12 protein-coding genes, 3 tRNA genes and 1 pseudogene are annotated in these 16895 nt (G+C 71.7%); 8 read left to right on the top strand and 8 right to left on the bottom strand.

Features of this window, described 5'->3' with window-relative positions; all coding sequences use genetic code 11:
* Positions 1 to 38: 38 nt before the first annotated feature.
* From purL to purS, 3 genes are read right to left on the bottom strand one after another with little or no spacing between them, the layout of a single operon-like run.
* Positions 39 to 2288: a phosphoribosylformylglycinamidine synthase subunit PurL gene (gene purL, locus ABT170_RS32385; RefSeq protein ID WP_266932429.1), complete on the bottom strand. Its 2250-nt coding sequence runs from the start codon at positions 2286 to 2288 to the stop codon at positions 39 to 41.
* Positions 2285 to 2965, bottom strand: a complete 681-nt coding sequence (gene purQ / locus ABT170_RS32380; RefSeq protein ID WP_329944884.1) for a phosphoribosylformylglycinamidine synthase subunit PurQ — start codon at positions 2963 to 2965, stop codon at positions 2285 to 2287. The genes purL and purQ overlap by 4 nt, the downstream gene beginning before the upstream one ends.
* Positions 2962 to 3213, bottom strand: coding sequence for a phosphoribosylformylglycinamidine synthase subunit PurS (gene purS / locus ABT170_RS32375; protein ID WP_266932431.1), 252 nt, complete (start codon positions 3211 to 3213; stop codon positions 2962 to 2964). Before purS ends, purQ begins: the two co-directional genes overlap by 4 nt.
* Before the next feature lie 398 nt (positions 3214 to 3611).
* Between purS and ABT170_RS32370 the strand changes: the two genes are divergently transcribed.
* From ABT170_RS32370 to ABT170_RS32335, 8 genes are all read left to right on the top strand, one after another.
* Positions 3612 to 3947, top strand: coding sequence for a histone-like nucleoid-structuring protein Lsr2 (locus tag ABT170_RS32370; RefSeq protein WP_329944883.1), 336 nt, complete (start codon positions 3612 to 3614; stop codon positions 3945 to 3947).
* A 480-nt stretch (positions 3948 to 4427) separates the two neighbouring features.
* A tRNA-Gly gene (locus tag ABT170_RS32365) sits at positions 4428 to 4499 on the top strand.
* Between the two features lie 80 nt (positions 4500 to 4579).
* A tRNA-Gly gene (locus ABT170_RS32360) sits at positions 4580 to 4652 on the top strand.
* A gap of 193 nt (positions 4653 to 4845) precedes the next feature.
* Positions 4846 to 5913, top strand: a complete 1068-nt coding sequence (locus tag ABT170_RS32355; RefSeq protein ID WP_351873356.1) for an ABC transporter ATP-binding protein — start codon at positions 4846 to 4848, stop codon at positions 5911 to 5913.
* Positions 5910 to 6683: an ABC transporter permease gene (locus ABT170_RS32350; protein ID WP_351873353.1), complete on the top strand. Its 774-nt coding sequence runs from the start codon at positions 5910 to 5912 to the stop codon at positions 6681 to 6683. The genes ABT170_RS32355 and ABT170_RS32350 overlap by 4 nt, the downstream gene beginning before the upstream one ends.
* A 16-nt stretch (positions 6684 to 6699) precedes the next feature.
* Positions 6700 to 8292, top strand: a complete 1593-nt coding sequence (locus ABT170_RS32345; protein WP_351873350.1) for a sensor histidine kinase — start codon at positions 6700 to 6702, stop codon at positions 8290 to 8292.
* Positions 8289 to 8909 (top strand): response regulator, encoded by a 621-nt coding sequence (locus ABT170_RS32340; protein WP_329944879.1) that lies wholly within the window; start codon positions 8289 to 8291, stop codon positions 8907 to 8909. Before ABT170_RS32345 ends, ABT170_RS32340 begins: the two co-directional genes overlap by 4 nt.
* 22 nt (positions 8910 to 8931) lie before the next feature.
* Positions 8932 to 9007, top strand: a tRNA-Gly gene (locus ABT170_RS32335).
* A gap of 64 nt (positions 9008 to 9071) precedes the next feature.
* Here the strand turns inward: ABT170_RS32335 and ABT170_RS32330 are convergent.
* The 5 genes and pseudogenes from ABT170_RS32330 to ABT170_RS32310 all read right to left on the bottom strand — a co-directional run.
* Complete coding sequence (locus ABT170_RS32330) at positions 9072 to 9983, bottom strand: phosphoribosylaminoimidazolesuccinocarboxamide synthase (RefSeq protein WP_329944878.1); 912 nt, start codon at positions 9981 to 9983, stop codon at positions 9072 to 9074.
* Positions 9984 to 10286: 303 nt separating this feature from the next.
* Positions 10287 to 11768 (bottom strand): N,N-dimethylformamidase beta subunit family domain-containing protein, encoded by a 1482-nt coding sequence (locus tag ABT170_RS32325; protein WP_266932438.1) that lies wholly within the window; start codon positions 11766 to 11768, stop codon positions 10287 to 10289.
* Between the two features lie 828 nt (positions 11769 to 12596).
* On the bottom strand, positions 12597 to 14306 hold the full coding sequence (locus ABT170_RS32320; protein WP_329944876.1) for a M48 family metalloprotease: 1710 nt from the start codon (positions 14304 to 14306) through the stop codon (positions 12597 to 12599).
* 387 nt (positions 14307 to 14693) lie between these two features.
* The gene (gene purD, locus ABT170_RS32315) at positions 14694 to 15944 is read right to left on the bottom strand and encodes a phosphoribosylamine--glycine ligase (RefSeq protein ID WP_351873347.1); all 1251 of its coding nucleotides are present in this window, start codon (positions 15942 to 15944) and stop codon (positions 14694 to 14696) included.
* A gap of 214 nt (positions 15945 to 16158) precedes the next feature.
* Positions 16159 to 16895 (bottom strand): annotated as a pseudogene (locus ABT170_RS32310) (DNA polymerase III subunit gamma and tau); the annotation flags it as partial.

Below are 16895 nucleotides of genomic sequence, written 5' to 3'. Positions count from 1 at the left end.
CGACCGGGCGGGGGCTTCGGGCAGAGACGGCGGGCGGCTCAGGCGAGCAGCGCCGGGATGGTCTCCTCGTGCGCCGTACGCAGCTCGCTCAGCGGAATGCTGAACTCGCCCTGGACCTCGATCTCCTCGCCGTCCACGACACCGATGCGGGCGACGGGCAGACCGCGCGCCCCGCACATGTCGTTGAAGCGGAGCTCCTCGCTGCGCGGAACCGCGACGACCGCGCGCCCCGCCGACTCGGAGAAGAGGAAGGTGAACGCGTCCAGACCGTCCGGCACGACCAGCCGGGCACCCTTCCCGCCGCGGAGGCAGGACTCGGTGACCGCCTGGATCAGACCGCCGTCCGACAGGTCGTGCGCCGCGTCGACCATGCCGTCGCGGGAGGCCGAGATGAGGATCTCGCCGAGCAGCTTCTCGCGGCCCAGGTCCACCTTGGGCGGCATGCCGCCCAGGTGCTGGTGGATGACCTCGGACCAGGCCGAGCCGCCGAACTCCTCGTGCGTGTCACCCAGCAGGTAGAGGAGCTGGCCCTCTTCCGCGAAGGCGACCGGCGTACGCCGCGTGACATCGTCGATCACACCGAGCACGGCCACGACCGGCGTCGGGTGGATCGCCGTCTCACCGGTCTGGTTGTACAGCGACACATTGCCGCCGGTGACCGGGGTCCCCAGCTCCAGGCAGCCGTCCGCGAGACCGCGGGTGGCCTCGGCGAACTGCCACATGACGTCCGGGTCCTCGGGCGAACCGAAGTTCAGGCAGTCCGAGATCGCGAGCGGCTTGGCACCGGAGGCGGCGACGTTGCGGTACGACTCCGCCAGCGCGAGCTGCGCACCCGTGTACGGGTCGAGCTTCGCGTAGCGGCCGTTGCCGTCGGTGGCCATGGCCACGCCCAGGTTCGACTCCGCGTCGATCCGGACCATGCCCGCGTCCTCGGGCATCGCGAGCACGGTGTTGCCCTGCACGAAGCGGTCGTACTGGTCGGTGATCCACGCCTTGGAGGCCTGGTTCGGGGAGGCGACCAGCCTGAGGACCTGCTCGCGCAGCTCGGCGCCGTTCGCCGGGCGGGCCAGCCTGCCGGCGTCGTCCGCCTGGAGCGCGTCCTGCCAGGACGGGCGGGCGAACGGGCGGTGGTACGTCGGGCCCTCGTGGGCGACGGACCGCGGCGGAACGTCCACGATCTGCTCGCCGTGCCAGAAGATCTCCAGCTGGGAGCCCTCGGTCACCTCACCGATGACGGTGGCGATGACGTCCCACTTCTCGCAGATCTCCATGAACCGCGCGACGTGCTGCGGCTCGACGATCGCGCACATGCGCTCCTGCGACTCGCTCATGAGGATTTCCTCGGGCGAGAGGGAGGAGTCGCGCAGCGGCACGGTGTCCAGCTCGACGCGCATACCGCCGGAACCGGCACTCGCGAGCTCGCTCGTGGCGCAGGACAGACCGGCACCGCCGAGGTCCTGGATGCCCGCGACGAGCTTCTCCTTGAAGATCTCCAGGGTGCACTCGATCAGGAGCTTCTCCTGGAACGGGTCACCGACCTGGACGGCCGGACGCTTGGCCGGGCCGGTCGACTCGAAGGTCTCCGAGGCCAGCACCGAGACGCCGCCGATGCCGTCGCCGCCGGTGCGGGCACCGTAGAGGATCACCTTGTTGCCGGGGCCCGAGGCCTTGGCCAGGTGGATGTCCTCGTGCTTCATCACACCGATGCAGCCGGCGTTGACGAGCGGGTTGCCCTGGTAGCAGGCGTCGAAGACGACCTCGCCGCCGATGTTCGGCAGACCCAGGCAGTTGCCGTACCCGCCGATACCCGCGACGACGCCCGGCAGGACGCGCTTGGTGTCGGGGTGGTCGGCCGCGCCGAAGCGCAGCGGGTCGACGACCGCGACCGGACGGGCACCCATGGCGAGGATGTCGCGGACGATGCCGCCCACGCCGGTGGCCGCGCCCTGGTAGGGCTCGATGTACGAGGGGTGGTTGTGCGACTCGACCTTGAAGGTGACCGCGTAACCCTGCCCGACGTCGACCACACCGGCGTTCTCGCCGATGCCGACGAGCATGGCGTCGTTGGCGGGGACCTTCTCACCGAACTGCTTGAGGTGGACCTTGCTGCTCTTGTACGAGCAGTGCTCGGACCACATCACGGAGTACATGGCGAGCTCGGCACCGGTGGGACGGCGGCCCAGGATCTCGCGGATCCGGGCGTACTCGTCCTCCTTGAGGCCGAGCTCCTTCCAGGGCTGCTCGGTGTCCGGGGTCTCGGCCGCGTGCTTGACCGTATCCAGGCTCATGCGTTGACCAGCTTCTTGATGATCGAGGTGAAGAAACCGAGGCCGTCGGTGCGACCGGTTCCGATCAGCGGCTCGACGGCGTGCTCCGGGTGCGGCATCAGGCCGACGACATTGCCCGCGGCGTTGGTGATGCCCGCGATGTCGCGCAGCGAGCCGTTGGGGTTGCCGTCCAGGTAACGGAAGGCGACGCGGCCCTCGGCCTCCAGCTCGTCGAGCGTGTGCTCGTCGGCGGTGTACCGGCCGTCCATGTTCTTCAGCGGTACGGAGATCTCCTGGCCCGCGGTGTAGTCCGAGGTCCAGGCGGTCTCCGCGTTCTCCACCCGCAGCTTCTGATCGCGGCAGATGAAGTGGAGGTGGTTGTTGCGCAGCATCGCGCCGGGCAGCAGGTGCGCCTCGGTCAGGACCTGGAAACCGTTGCAGATGCCGAGGACCGGCATCCCCGCCCGTGCCTGCTCGATGATCGGCTCCATCACCGGCGAGAAGCGGGAGATGGCTCCGGCGCGCAGGTAGTCCCCGTAGGAGAAACCGCCGGCCAGGACCACCGCGTCGACCTGGTGGAGGTCCTTGTCGCGGTGCCACAGCGATACGGGCTCCGCGCCCGCGAGCCGTACCGCCCGCAGGGCGTCCTGGTCGTCGAGCGTGCCGGGAAAGGTGACGACGCCGATGCGAGCGGTCACTTGGACTCCTCGACCTTCACGACGAAGTCCTCGATGACGGTGTTGGCGAGGAAGGTCTCGGCCATCTCGTGAATACGGGCCAGAGCGGCCTCGTCGACCGGCCCCTCGACCTCCAGCTCGAAACGCTTTCCCTGACGAACGTCCGCGATTCCCTCGAAGCCGAGACGGGGCAGTGCGCGCTGCACCGCCTGTCCCTGCGGGTCGAGGATCTCCGGCTTGAGCATGACGTCGACTACGACGCGTGCCACTGGCACTCCCGGTGGTGTGGTGCGGCTGTTTCTCCGGGGGGTTCCCCAGACCCCCGCGGGTCCCCTCAGCGTACCTGGCCGAAAATTCTACGCGGGTAGATATCATGCGACGCAGATCACGCGGAGATATCGGCGAGGACAACGTCCGGGGAAAGTCCTGGGAAAAATCACGTCCGGATTGCACACTGACACGCGGATGCAATTGGCAGGGCTTCACAATGCGGCACCAACCGCTGTACAAATGATTACCGGGGAAAACAACATTGCCCGGGAACACTGGAACACCGGAAGAGTCGACATCAGTCGATCCACATCCGTATCCACATCCGCCTAACAGCCGGAAGGCCGGCATCCGCGCATACCAGTCGCGAGGTTGCCGTAGGAAAGGACCGATATCCGTGGCTCAGCGCGTAGTGGTTACGCTCTCCGACGACATCGACGGGGGAACAGCGGCGGAAACGGTCAGCTTCGCCCTGGACGGGAAGTCGTACGAGATCGACCTGAATACCGTCAACGCAAAGAAACTGCGCAAGACCCTCGCGCCGTACGTGGCGGCCGGCCGCAAGCAGACGCATGCCGGCAAGAGCGGCAGGAAGCCGACGTCGTACCACCACACGGCACTCGCCCCCGACCCGGCGGCCGTCCGCGCCTGGGCCCGCTCGCACCGGATGGAGGTGCCGGCCCGCGGCCGGATCCCCAAGAAGGTCTACGAGGCGTTCCACGCCGCCAGTTGAGCCCGGGGCACGGCGTCGCGTGAGCCCGGGGCAGGACATCGCGTGAGCCCGGGGCAGGGCGACGTACCGCCCCGCCGGACCGTCCCTGCCGGTGAACGCACCGGCGGGGCGACGGCGGGGCCGCGCCGGTGAACGCACCGGCGGGCCGCCGGGAGCCGCCGCAGCCGACCGTGGGCCCGGTCCGGAGCGGCGGCGGGCGGGGGGGGCCGAGGAGACGTACGAGGTGACACGCGAGGAGGCGCCGGGCCGATGCCGGGAGATGCCCGTCGGACCGTCAGTTGGCGGACACCCGGGGGAGAACCCCCGCGCATCCCCCTCCGGAGCCCGTCCCGGCGCCCGCTCCGGCCCCTCCCCGGACGTCCGCTCCGACCCCTTCCCGCGACACCCGCCGGAAGCCGACTTGCGCGACACCCCTGCAGGTCGGCTAGAGTCTGGAGCACGCCGAGGGGCAAGGCCGAAAAGCCGAATCCCACGCAGCGTGCGGGTGTAGTTCAGTAGTAGAACATCCCCCTTCCAGGGGGAAGGCGCAGTGTGCAATTCCTGTCACCCGCTCTGCATCACCTTGTTCGACCGGTTCGCCGGATCGGGTAGAGTGGTGAGCGCTCCACCGGTGAAAGCCGAGTGGCAGCAATGCGGACGTAGCTCAGTTGGTAGAGCGCAACCTTGCCAAGGTTGAGGTCGCCAGTTCGAACCTGGTCGTCCGCTCTTGATCAAAGGCCCCGATCGACACCGATCGGGGCCTTTGTCGTATCTCGGATCCCCGCGAATCGATCCCCGATCCCCTCTACCTGCTCCCGTTTTTCCGTTCTCCGTCCGGTCCGGCACCCATGACGTTTGTCATGAGCAGTGATGACAGCGCGCACTGCTCCCGGTCCCGATCCGGCGAGAGTCTGAAGTCATGACCAGCGACGACACTCACAGCGAACGCAGCCGTGGCCGTGTACAGGGACAGGGACAGGCGCGGGGGCAGGCACGGGGACAAGGAACGGCCCAGGCGCAGGACGCCGTGATCGAGGCGATCGACGTCCGGCGCAGCTACGCGGGCGGCTTCGAGGCCGTGTCCGGGATCTCCTTCTCGGTGGCCCGCGGCGAGCTGTTCGCCCTGCTCGGGACGAACGGTGCGGGCAAGACCTCCACCGTCGAGCTGCTGGAGGGCCTGGCCGGCCCGGACAGCGGCACCGTACGGGTGCTCGGCCACGACCCGTACCGCGAACGTGCCGCCGTCCGCCCGCGGACCGGGGTGATGCTCCAGGAGGGCGGCTTCCCGTCCGATCTGACGGTCGCCGAGACCGTACGGATGTGGTCGGCCTGCACCAGCGGCGCGCGGCCCGGGGCCGAGGTCCTGGAGCTCGTGGGTCTGTCCGGGCGGACAGACGTACGGGTCAAGCAGCTGTCCGGCGGCGAGCGGCGCCGCCTCGATCTGGCGCTGGCCCTGACCTCCCGGCCCGAGGTGCTCTTCCTGGACGAGCCGACGACCGGGCTCGACGCCGAGGGGCGGCGCGACACCTGGGATCTGGTCCGGGGGCTGCGCGACAACGGCACGACCGTGCTGCTGACCACACACCACCTGGAGGAGGCCGAGGCGCTCGCCGACCGGCTGGCGATCATGCACCGGGGGCGGATCGTGACCTCGGGGACGACCGCCGAGGTCACGGCCCGGCAGCCGGCCCGCATCCGGTTCGAGCTGCCCGACGACGTACCGGCCGCACGGCTCCCGCTCCCGCTGCGGGCGGCGGCCGACGGCCGGCGGGTCGAGATCCGTACCCCGGCGCTCCAGGAGTCCCTGCACGAACTCCTGCACTGGGCACGGGAGTCGGGGGTCCGGCTGATCGGGCTCGATGCCCGTTCCGGGTCGCTCGAAGAGGCCTTCCTCGACATCGCGAAGACCCAGCACGCCCAGGCCCCGCACCCCGCGGACACCCGGCCGGCCGGCGCGCACGCGGCGAAGGGCAAGGTGACGGCATGACCGCGTCCTCCACCGCCGCGGGGCGCCTGAGCGCGCTCGGACGGGCGGAACTGACCCTTCTCGCGCGCAACCGGACGGCCGTCTTCATCGCGCTGCTCATGCCGCTCCTGATGATCTTCGCGATCAAGTCCTCGCTCGACCGGATCGACCTCGGCGGCACCGGGCTGACGGTCGCCGGGGCGGCGCTGACCGGCGGCATCGGCATGGTGCTGCTCCAGGTCATCTACATGAACCTCGTCTCCGCGTACGTGGCCCGGCGCGAGGAACTCGTCCTGAAGCGGCTGCGCACGGGCGAGGTCTCCGACCCGGAGATCCTGACCGGGACCGCCCTGCCGGCCGTGCTCCTGACCCTCGTCCAGTGCGTACTGATCGTCGTGATCGGCACGCTCGCCTTCGACCTCGGGTCACCGGGGCGGCCGGACCTGCTCGTCGCCGGGCTCCTCGTGGGGTCCGTCATGCTGTCCGCGCTGGCGGCGGCCACCGCGACTCTGACCCGTACGGTGCAGACCTCGCAGCTCACCACGCTGCCGCTGTTCTTCGCCTCGATGCTGGGCTCCGGCGTCTTCATCCCGCTGGACGTCCTCCCGGACCGGGTCGCCTCGCTGTGCGAGCTGCTGCCGCTGACCGGGGTGATGACCCTCGTACGGGCCGGCTGGCTCGGCGGGGCCGAGGACGGTGACCTGCTCAGGGCGGCGATGACGGCGCTGGCCTGGACCGTGTTCGCGGTGTTTGCTGTGAAGCGGTGGTTCCGCTGGGACCCTCGTCGCTGAAAGGGAGGGCTGTGCCGTGTGGCTGAGGACGAAGATGCGGGGCTGGCAGAGCCGCAGCGGCTTCGACAAGATCGATCTCTACACGCGCGGCACGCTGTACTCGCTGGTGTGGCTGACGGTCGTCTCCCAGTCCCTGCTGATGGTGACCCGCCCGGTGCGGGCCTCCGACGCACCCGTCGTACTGATCCTCGGGACGCTGCTGACGGCGCTCGCCCAAGGGTTCTGCGGGACCCGGCTGACCGCCCGCGCGGTCGACCAGTACCTGGGCCGGAGCGCCGTCGACCGGCCGCTCGTCGGCCTCGGATTCGTCCTGTCCCTCGCGAACGCCACCGGGCTGCTGGCCCTCGGCCGGTACACCGGGGTGGAACAGTTCCCCGAGCTGCAACTGGCCCTCATCGCCTCGGTGGTGCCGTTCGCCACCCCGCTCGTCCTCCTCGTACCGCTGTGGGTGTCACTCGTCTTCCAGACCGTGGTGGCCGCGGCGCTGAGCGGCGGCGCCGCGCTGGCCGGCGCGGATGGAGCGTTCGTGGTGAGCATCCTCGTCTCGTCGGTCTTCGGCAGCGGGCTGGTCGCGTTCACCACACGCGTGTCCGCGTGGTCGTTGGGGGTGATGACGAAGCTCCGGGACGCCCAGGACATGGAGACCCGGCTCGCCGTCGCCGAGGAGCGGCTGCGGTTCGGCCGCGACATGCACGACGTGCTGGGCCGGAATCTGGCGGTGATCGCGCTGAAGAGCGAACTGGCGGTGGAACTGGCCCAGCGCGGCCATGCGGCGGCCATGGATCAGATGGTCGAGGTGCAGCGGATCGCGCGCACCTCCCAGCAGGAGGTGCGCGATGTCGTACGCGGCTACCGCGAGGCGGACCTGAGCACGGAACTGCTGGGCGCGCAGGGTGTGTTGCGGGCTGCCGGAATCGTCTGCGACATCGACGACCGGAGCGGCGGCCTGCTCGCCCCGCGGGTGCAGTCGGCGCTCGGCTGGGTCGTCCGGGAGGCCGCGACCAATGTGCTGCGGCACGGCGACCCGCAGCGGTGCGCGATCCGGCTCACGACGGCCCGGGGCGCCGCCGTCCTGGTCGTGGAGAACGACGGAATGGCCGTGACGGGGAACGGAGTGCCGGGGAACGGAGTGCCGGGGAACGGAGTGCCTGGCGCCGTCTCCGGGACCCCGGGCGGCGGCTCGGGGACTCCGGGCGGCGGCTCGGGCCTCGCCGGGCTGCGGGAACGGCTCGCGGCGCTCGGCGGATCGCTGGAGGCGGGACCGGCGGGAGCCGGCCTCTTCCGGCTGACCGCGACGGTGCCGGAATCGGAATCGGACGCGGGAGCGGGGGCGGGAGCGGTATCCGGGGCGCGATCCGGGGATGGTCCCGCGTCCCGGGCCGCCGGGGCGGAGGCCGACGCCGGATCCGGACCCGGTCCAGGATCCCGTCCCGGACCCGGACCCGGATCCCGTCCCGGACCCGGACCCGGATCCCGTCCCGGACCCGGACCCGGATCCCGTCCCGGACCCGGATCCCGTCCCGGACCCGGACCCGGAGCCCGTCCCGGACCCGGACCCGGATGCCGTCCCGGGTCATCGCCGCGGGAACCCTTCATGGAGGAACGATGACAACCGCGCCGCCCGTACGGGTGCTGCTCGCCGACGACGAACATCTGATCCGGGGCGCGCTGGCGGCTCTCCTCGCCCTGGAGGACGATCTCGTCGTGGTCGCGGAGGCGGCGACCGGCCCCGAGGCCATCGCCATGGCGATGGCCCACCGGCCCGATGTCGCGGTCCTCGACCTGGAGATGCCGGGGGCGGACGGTGTGAATGTCGCCACATCCCTGCGGTCCGCACTGCCCGGCTGCCGGACCATGATCGTGACGAGCCACGGCCGCCCCGGACATCTCAAGCGGGCCCTCGCGGCGGGCGTGCGGGGCTTCGTGCCGAAGACGGTGAGCGCCCGCAGACTCGCCGAGATCATTCGCAGCGTGCACACCGGAAACCGTTACGTGGACCCGGAGTTGGCCGCCGACGCCATTGCCGCCGGGGACTCTCCGCTGACCGCCAGGGAGGCCGAGGTGCTGGAGCTCGCGGCCGACGGGGCGCCGGTCGCGGAGATCGCGGAACGGGCTTCGCTGTCGCAGGGAACCGTGCGGAACTACCTGTCCTCCGCCGCCTCGAAGATCGGTGCGGAGAACCGTCATACGGCAGTGCGTCTCGCACGGGAGCGAGGATGGGTATAGTAGGCATCGCGCTTCGGCGCATGCGAACGTAGCTCAGCTGGTAGAGCGCAACCTTGCCAAGGTTGAGGTCGCGAGTTCGAACCTCGTCGTTCGCTCCACGGAAGAAGGCCCCGGTCCTCAGGACCGGGGCCTTCTCGTTGTCTGTCGTACGCGGACCAGCGGCTACCAGTTGCTGCCGGTCAGCAGTTCGTACGCCTCGATGTACTTGGCGCGGGTCGCGTCGACGATCTCCTGCGGCAGCGCCGGGGGCGGCTGCTCGCTCGCCCGGTCCCAGCCGGAGGCCGGCGAGGTCAGCCAGTCCCGGACGAACTGCTTGTCGTACGAGGGCTGCGCGCGGCCCGGCTCCCAGCCCGCGGTGGGCCAGAAGCGGGAGGAGTCGGGGGTCAGCACCTCGTCCGCGATGATCAGCCGCTCGCCGCCGTCCGCCGTGGGCTCGAAGCCGAACTCGAACTTCGTGTCGGCGAGGATGATCCCCCGCTCGTGCGCGACGTCCCGGGCCCTGCGGTAGACGTCCAGGGTGGTCTGCCGCAGCAGGGCCGCCGTCTCGACACCGACCTCCCGGGCGACCTCCTCGTAGCTCACGTTCTCGTCGTGGTCGCCGACGGCCGCCTTGGTGGCGGGCGTGAAGATCGGGCCGGGCAGCTCGGAGCCGTCGAGGAGCCCCTCGGGAAGGCCGATGCCGCAGACCGTACGGGAGCGGTTGTACTCGACGAGTCCCGAGCCGGTCAGATAGCCGCGGGCCACACACTCGACCTGGACCATCCGCAGCGACTTGCAGACCAGCGTGCGGCCCGCCCAGTCCGCCGGAGCGCCGGCCGGCAGCTCGGTGGAGAGCACATGGTTGGGCACCAGGTCGGCGAGCTGGTCGAACCACCACAGCGAGAGCCGGGTGAGGACGCGGCCCTTGTCGGGGATCTCGGTGGGCAGGACCCAGTCGTACGCGGACATACGGTCGCTGGCGACCATGACGAGGTCGCCCGCCTCGTTCCGGTACAGGTCACGCACCTTGCCGGTGTGCAGGTGGGTGAGGCCCGGGACCTGCACGGGCTCGGGCTTTTCTACGAAACCGGACACGCTGCCTCCGCGTAGGTTGATCCAGGAGCGGTTCCGATTGTCCCGTATCCCGGCGCCGGACCGGGGAGCGGGGCCGCCCGGTGCGTCCGGGAAGCCATCGCGGGCCGGTACGGGCCGACGCGGGCCGGGGAACGCGTCAACCTGGTACGTCCTCCGGCCGACCGCGCGAGCCGGACCCCGTACAGGGCCGTACGGGCCGGTCTCAGGGCGCACGGCCGTCTCACGGCGCACGAGCTGGTCTCGCGGCGCACAGGCCCGGTCCCACGGCGTACGAGCCGGTCCCACGGCGTACGAGCCGACGGGTCAGTCGCGTTTGCAGATCCGGTCGAGGAGATTGGCCGTGGCGCGCTGGATCCGCGCGTCCACATGGCCGGGGCGGTCCAGCGCCGGGGACCAGGCGAAGGTGCCGGAGGCGAAGACCAGAGCGCCGGACGGGGCCCGGTAGAGGGAGGTCTCCTGGTGGCGGGTGGCCCCCTCGGAGTCCTGGTACGGGGAGTGGGCGAGCAGGATGCGGTTGTCGTGCTCGGGCAGCGAGGTGCGCGGGAAGTAGCGGTCGGCCTCGCCCGCCACCAGACCGTCCAGCTCGTCGCCCTCGGCGGCACCCGTGGCGTCCCAGAGCCAGTGCTCCGCGTTCCGCACGACCAGGGGGCGGGGTTCGGGGACCCGGCCCGCGTACTGGATGCCGAGAAGCTGCTGCTCCGGCCGGTCTACCTCGCGCCACAGCGTCGGTTTTCCCGGCCCCCGGCGTTTTCGGCAGGTGAGCAGGCGGTCGGGGACCCCGGAGGCGGACGGGGCGAGGCCGACCTGCCAGTACATGGTGTTGGCCGAGAGGAAGACGAGCGAGGTGCCGGTGTCCCGGGCGAGCTCGGTGGTGCGCCGCATGGGCAGGGACCAGTACTCGTCGTGGCCGGGGAAGATCAGGCCCCGGTAGCGGCTGGGATCGACGCGGCCCGCGTGCAGGTCGCGGGCGTCCGCGTAGGCGAGGTCGTAGCCGTACCGCTCGGCCCAGCGGATGAAGTCGTAGGCGTGCCCCACGTGGAGCGGCAGACCGGCGCCCGCGAAGGGGCGGTCGAAGGAGATCGTGGCGGCGGCGTCCTGCTCGCCGAGCAGCCGCCCCTGCTCGTCCCAGGCGTGGTAGAGGCTGGCGCCGGTACGGCCGTCCTCGGGGTAGAGGTTGTACGCCTGCCAGGTGATGTCGGGCAGCAGGAGCAGCAGATCGGCGGGGTGGTCGTCGCGGACCGTGAAAGGGATGTGGGACCGGTAGCCGTCGACGGTGGTCAGGACGGCGACGTACGCGCCGACCGACCAGTAGCCGGGGATCTGCAACCGCCACGACATCCACCAGTGGTGGCAGGAGACCGTGCGGTCGGCGGCCAGCGGGGCGGGCTGGACGATGCCTGAGAGCCGGGGACTCGTGGTGATCTTGGCGGCGCCGTCGCCCGCGTAGTGGCCGATCCGATAGATGTCGACGGAGAACTGCTGGGGCGGGTCCACGGTGATGTGGAAGTCGATGGCCTCGCCCGGGGCGGCGGCGCTGGGCGAGACGAAGCCCTTGATCTGCCGGTGCACATCATCAGCCGTACGAGTGCCACCGCCGGCGCCGCCACGGCCCAGATCCGGGTCCGCGTACCAGGGAACGACCTGACCGGTGTCGTCGAAATAATTCTCGCTGCCGCGCAGCCAGGGCAGCGGCCCTTGGCCGAAAGGATCGCTCACGGCATGCGCGAGGGCACCCGATTCCCATCGGCGGATGTGTTCCGCCCGGCGAATCTGCTCCGCCCCCATACCGCTCCCCTCCCTCAGTCCCCGGACATCGTTGGTGCGCCAATCTTGTGGCTGGATGTCAGCACTGGGCCCCAGCACATCACATAACGCATGCGATCCGTCACCGTTCGTCGCGAATTGACGTGAACGGAACCTGCCCTTCCGGTTATTGGGGGCTGGGACCGATCCGTACCGAGCCGCGAAGAAGGTGGGTGCCGGACCGGTCCGGGAGGCGCACACTCCGGCGCCCGCCACGGACCGGGGCGGCTACCGGCGGGCATCCGGGGCGAGTTGGGGCGAGTCGAGCGGGCCGGATGGGCAAGTTTCGGCCGGAGTCAGGACGAGGGCAAGTCGGGGCAGGTCGGAGCGGGTCGTCAACAGGACCGAGGCAGGGCCGAGGTGGGGCCGAGGTGGGATCTGGGCAGGTCACGGGGGCGGGCGTTCAAGGCCGGTCGGCACGAGGGGGGCGTGAGGAACCGCAAGGGGGCGTGAGGGACAGCAGGGGGCGCGAGGGACGGCAGGGGCAGAAGCCGCGCGTACGATTCGGGGCCAACAGAGCGGCGCGTGCGGTCAGTTTGCGGCCGGGAGCGGCACGTTGTGAACCGTCGCGGCCGGGAGCGGCGCGTGCGGGCAGCTTGCGGCCGGGAGCGGCACGTTGTGAACCGTCGCGGCCGGGAGCGGCACGTGCGGACAGCTTGCGGCCGGGAGCGGTCCGCATACTGCCCGTTGCTGCTTGGTGATGCCTGGGGCCGCCCGTTGCCGCTCGTTGCCGCCTGGGGGCCGTTGTTGCTCGTTGCCGCCTGGGGCCGCCCGCGTACGGCCCCTCACGGCCGGGGAGCGGCCCGTTGCTCAGACCAGGCGTACCGGCTTGTCCGAGCGCACACCCAGATCGGTGAGCCAGCTCCGCAGGGGCCCCGCGTCGCCGTCCTCCACGAGGCTGAGGACGGGAGTGCCCAGGTCCGCCCGGCGCTCGCCGTCGACCAGCAGCGCGGGTCCGTCCAGCCAGTCCAGGCCGGGGGCCGCCCCTGCCGTGTCCACGGCCGCACAGCAGACCATCGCCGCCACATGGTCGGCGAGCAACTCCGTGCCCGTACGCGGCGGCTGGAGCGGGAAGAGCGGAAGCGGATCGGGGCCCCAGAGGTCGAGGGGGTCCGGTCCCGCGCCGCCCGATGTACGCGGCGCCGACGCACCACCCCCGGCCGGCGGGGCCGTGGCCTCCTCGCGGGCGACCTCGGCACTGATCCCGGCCGCCAGCTCCTCGCCCGTACCGCTCGGTCCCGCGAGGTGTTCCATGACCCGGGCCAGGGTGGGGCCGCCGGGCTCGGCCGCGGACACCGGAGGTACGCCCAGGGCGTCGAGCACCCGGTGCAGCCGGGCGGCCTCCGAACGCCACTTACGGTCGACGACCTCCTCGGGATACTGCTGCCAGTCGACCGGCGCCCAGTCGGGGCCGCTCTCGGCGGGACCGCCGTGGAAGAGCCGGGCGGCCAGCAGCGAGGCCGCCTCGTCGGCCGTACCGGGTTCTTCCAGGAGATCGCAGGCGGGCCGCTCGCCGAGCCGGGAGGCGAACCCCTCGGCCAGCCGGTCGCGCCGGGAGAGCTCCGTGAGCGCGGAGACGACGCCCGCGTCCAGCCGCGAGGGCCAGCGCCCCATCCGCCAGGCGGGCAGCGCGACCCGGGTCAGCAGCCGGTCCCAGCCCGCGTAGGCGAGACCGACCTGTTCCTGGGCGACGATGCGGAGCCCGTAATCCACACCCTGTGCGCGCATGGAGGCGGAAGCGGCGACGCACCGCTCCATCTCGGCGGCGTGGCTGCGGCAACTGCGCAGCAGCAGCCGGGAGATCCAGCCGACGAAGGCGAGCGGGAGCCTGCGTACCGGCCCGGCTCCGGCCGCGGAGGCGTCCGCGACCGCCGCGTCGAGCCCGCGCACGAACCGGCGTGCCGCGGCTATGTCGGGGTGCGCGGACGGCGCCGTGCCCGCGACGACGGGGGCGAGCACCGCGCGCAGCTCGGCGATCCGCATCCACCACAGGAAGGGCGAGCCGATCACCAGGACAGGGGCGGCCGGCACGCTGCGGCGGCGGCGCTCGGCCGCGAAGTCCTGGGCCACCGCTCGTGGTCCGGCCCGCTGCTTCGGCTGGGCGGCGGGATGCGTACGGTCCTCCAGCCAGCTGTCGCAGTCCGGGGTCAGCGCTATGGCCGACGGCGCCGGGACATCGAGCCGCTCCGCCAGGTCCCGGACCAGCCGGTAGAGATCGGGGGCGGCTTCCTCCGTCACGGCGACGGTCGGGCTGATCGCGGGCCGCGCGCGGGCGACGGCCCCCGCGACACCGGCGGTGACCAGCAGCACCAGGACCGCCACGCAGGCCATCGACCAGCGCACGGCGTCCCAGCCGGCGCCGCCGATATGGCCCTGCGCGGCCGCGGCGAACAGCACGACGGCCACGGCCGCCGGCAGGATAGCCACGGCGAGTGCCCTGCTGCGGATACGCAGCAGCGCGAGCGCTCGGGCCCGCGCGGCCCGCGCCCCCAGCTCCTCACCTACGTCGGTACCGGACACGGCTGGAAGTCACCCCCTCTGCCCCCGCGACGCTGTTGCTCACTCCCCCACTGTGGCACCCGTCACTGACATCGCAATGCCGGTGGGCCAAGTGCCGGAACGCTTGCGCCGCACCCTAGTTGGGGGCTCGGCGGACGTCATCCGGATGGCCTAGTCGTCACTCGATGGAATGGCTTTGGGTAAAGCTGCTGACGTGTCGGCGCTGATAGGGCAGTACCACCGGTACGTGCGGCTCAAAAGCGCCTCACGCACCGGCGCACATGGGGCGCGCAACCCACGGAGATACCGGGCGGAAAGCCCCGGCAGTCCGGTCGCCGCAGCGACGGTCAGACCTCGGCGGCGGCCACTCGGTCCTCCGCGACGGCGATCGGACCTCCGCGACGGCGGTCAGACCTCCGCGGCCTGCCTGGCAATGTCCGTACGGTGCTGGGAGCCATCCAGCCGGATCCGGCCCAGCGCGGTGTAGGCACGCTCACGGGCCTGCGTGAGGTCCTTGCCGGTCGCCGTCACGGAGAGCACCCGGCCGCCCGCGGTCACGATCGCGTCCCCCTCGGTACGGGTCCCGGCATGCAGGACGTACGCGTGCGGGGCATCCTGCGCCTCGACGTCCGCGAGCCCCTCGATCGGGTCGCCGGTACGCGGGGTGCCCGGGTAGTTGTGCGAGGCGATGACCACGGTGACCGCCGCGTCCTCGCGCCAGGTCAGCGGGGGGAGAAGGTCGAGCGTGCCGTTGGCGGAGCCGAGCAGGACACCGGCCAGCGGGGTCTTCAGACGGGCCAGGACCACCTGGGTCTCGGGGTCGCCGAAGCGGGCGTTGAACTCGATGACCCGTACACCGCGCGAGGTGATCGCGAGGCCCGCGTAGAGCAGCCCGGAGAAGGGCGTACCGCGGCGGCGCAGCTCGTCGACCGTCGGCTGGAGAACGGTCTCCATGACCTCGTCGACCAGCTTGGGGTCGGCCCACGGGAGCGGGGAGTACGCGCCCATGCCGCCGGTGTTCGGACCCTCGTCGCCGTCCAGGGCCCGCTTGAAGTCCTGGGCGGGCTGGAGCGGCAGCACGGTGATGCCGTCGGTGATCGCGAAGAGGCTCACCTCGGGGCCGTCGAGGAACTCCTCGATGACCACGCGGTCGCAGGCCAGCGCGTGGGCGCGGGCCGCCTCGATGTCGTCGGTGACGACGACGCCCTTGCCCGCCGCGAGACCGTCGTCCTTGACGACGTACGGGGCGCCGAAGGCGTCGAGGGCCGTATCGATCTCGGCGGGGGTGGTGCAGACGTAGCTGCGGGCGGTCGGAACGCCCGCTCCGGCCATGACGTCCTTGGCGAACGCCTTGGACCCCTCCAGCTGGGCAGCCTCGCCGGAGGGACCGAAGCACGGGATGCCGGCCGCGCGCACGAAGTCGGCGACCCCGGCGACAAGGGGCGCCTCCGGGCCGACGACCACCAGCTCGGCGCCCAGGTCGGTGGCGAGGCGCGCGACGGCGTCGCCGTCGAGCGGATCGACCGGGAGCAGTTCGGCCACCTCTGCGATACCGGCGTTGCCGGGGGCGCAGTACAGAGCGGTGACGTCGGGGTCGAGGGACAGAGAGCGGCACAGGGCGTGTTCGCGGGCGCCGCCGCCGATGACGAGGACCTTCACGTGTGCAGCCTAACCGCCGGGTGCCGGGGGTCTTGACGGCCGCCGGTCCGTGGACAGCCGTGATGTCCGCCGGTCCGTGGACAGCCTCCCTGTCCGCCGGTCCGTGGACCGCCGTGACGGCCGCCCGGCTGTGGACCGCCGTGACGGCCGCCCGGCTGTGGACCGCCGTGATGGCCGCCCGGCCGTGGACAGCGGGGAGGCGTCACCGGCCTCGTCACTGCTCGTTGGTGAATTCCTCCACGACCGTGGCACCCAGCTCGCGGACGATCAGGTCGTGCCCGGAGAGCGCCGAGTCGACGAGGTCCGGGTCGTCGGCCTCCGGGGTGTCGTCCTCCGGGGCCACCGAGCGCGGCGGTTCCGAACCGAAGGAGGCGTGCTCCGCGCCCGGCCCCTGGCCGGGGCCCTGGCCCTGGCCGCGCTGGGGCGGCTGCGACTGCGGGGGCTGGTGGGCCGGTGCGGACGGTGCGGAGTGGGGCTGCGGGGGCTGCTGCTGCGCCGGGGCCGGCCGGGACTCGTACGACTGTGGGGCGGCGGGCGCGGGCTGGTACGCGGGGGCCTGCGGGCGTCCGCCACCGGTCTCCGGGGGCATTCCCGCGCCACCGGAGGCATCGACGACGGCTTCGACCCGCCACTGGGCGTTGAAGTGCTCGGAGAGCGCCTGCTTCAGCACTTCCTCGCTGCCGCTGCTCGCGAAGTTGTCGCGGGCGCCCGCGTTGAGGAAGCCGATCTGGAGGGTGGTTCCGTCGAAGCCGGTGACCTGGGCGTTCTGGCTGAGCAGGATCCAGGTGAACCGGCGGCGGTTCTTCACCGCCTCCAGGATGTCCGGCCACATGTTCCGGACCTGGGCGGCGCCCTGCACCATGCCCTGGCCGCCGGGCGCGGGGGCGGCGGGGGCCCCGGTGTGGACCGGGACGGCCGGACCTGCGTGATGGTGACCCACGATCCGGTCGC

The sequence above is a fragment of the Streptomyces sp. NPDC001787 genome (assembly GCF_040297465.1).
Lineage (GTDB): Bacteria > Actinomycetota > Actinomycetes > Streptomycetales > Streptomycetaceae > Streptomyces.
Note: the sequence above shows the minus strand (reverse complement) of the source record. Positions and strands in the feature narration are given on the sequence as shown.